Here is a 1,467-nt window from a genome sequence, read left to right as displayed (position 1 = left end):
CACGGGCAACGCGCTGAACGCGCTCGGCCTTGCCGGCAACACCGGAACGGCGACCGCCTTCACCGCGGCGCGCACCTCCGGCATCGGCGGCATCAGCGGCAAGACCTTGACCTTCACCTCCTTCAACGGCGGCACGGCGGTCAACGTCACCTTCGGCGACGGCACCAACGGCACGGTCAAGACGCTCGATCAGCTCAACACCAAGCTGCAGGCCAACAATCTGGCTGCGACGATCGACGCCAACGGCCTGCTGACGATCTCGACCACCAACGACTACGCGTCCTCGACCATCGGTTCGAGCGCCGCGGGTGGTGCGATCGGCGGCACGCTGACCTCGTCGCTGACGTTCTCGACGGCTTCCAGCCCCGTCCAGGACGTCGTCGCGCAGACCTCGCGTGCCAACCTGGTGTCTCAGTTCAACAACATCCTGAACCAGATCGACACGACCGCGCAGGACTCCTCGTTCAACGGCGTCAACCTCTTGAACGGCGACCAGCTCAAGCTGGTGTTCGACGAGACCGGCAAGTCGAACCTCAGCATCACCGGCGTGACCTACAACTCCAAGGGTCTGGGCCTCGCCTCGCTGACCAGCGGTGTCGACTTCATCGACAACGCTGCCACCAACAAGGTGCTGACCAACCTCAACGCCGCCTCGAGCACGCTCCGCTCGCAGGCCTCGAGCCTCGGCTCGAACCTCTCGGTGGTGCAGGTCCGTCAGGACTTCAACAAGAGCCTGATCAACGTGCTGCAGACCGGCTCGTCCAACTTGACCCTGGCCGACACCAATGTTGAGGCGGCCAACAGCCAGGCGCTGTCGACCCGCCAGTCGATCGCGGTCTCCGCGCTGTCGCTGGCCAACCAGTCGCAGCAGAGCGTGCTGCAGCTGCTCCGCTAAGTCGCGGACGATATCGCAAGCAAGATCCGGCGGCGGGGCTTCAGCCCCGCCGCTTTCTTTTTGGGCCGGCGTGCGAGTGCTGCCCGGCAAGGTCGCAGCGGTGCATTCGATGCAGCCAATTGCTCACTCTCAGTTATGGTTGACAAGTCGCAAATGCCTCATCGGTGCACGGAAAAGCACCGTCCTATCATGACGATATGGGTGAGAACGCTGAGGCTCCGGATGCGCACATGGTGAATCGGTGGAGGGCCTGGCGCGACTCGCTTCATGCTTTGTTAGCCCACAACGTTCACCGTCCCGGCCATCGATTAATCCTAATCGAAGTTTTGTTGCGTTGCGTACCAGAAGGGTAACACTCAATGTCCGGTATCGTTCTCTCCGCGTCGGTTCGCCAGAACCTGCTCTCCCTCCAGTCCACCGCCGATCTTCTCGCCACCACCCAGAGCCGTCTGTCGACCGGCAAGAGCGTCAACTCGGCCCTGGACAATCCCACCAACTTCTTCACGGCCCAGTCGCTCGACAACCGCGCCAGCGACATCAACAACCTGCTCGACGGCATCGCCAACGGCGTG

General features: G+C 62.8%; 2 protein-coding genes. Both read left to right on the top strand.

The features are described 5' to 3' along the window. A partial coding sequence (locus tag I6F20_RS37510) for a DUF1522 domain-containing protein (RefSeq protein WP_275945424.1) occupies positions 1-895 on the top strand: 895 nt, incomplete at its 5' end. Between the two features lie 359 nt (positions 896-1,254). Further along, the coding region (locus I6F20_RS37505; RefSeq protein ID WP_443110878.1) for a flagellin N-terminal helical domain-containing protein at positions 1,255-1,467 on the top strand (213 nt) is incomplete at its 3' end.

The organism is Bradyrhizobium sp. IC3123, assembly GCF_020193625.1.
Lineage (GTDB): Bacteria > Pseudomonadota > Alphaproteobacteria > Rhizobiales > Xanthobacteraceae > Bradyrhizobium > Bradyrhizobium yuanmingense.
The sequence above is the reverse complement of the archived record's forward strand: the minus strand, read 5'-3'. Positions and strand labels throughout refer to the sequence as shown.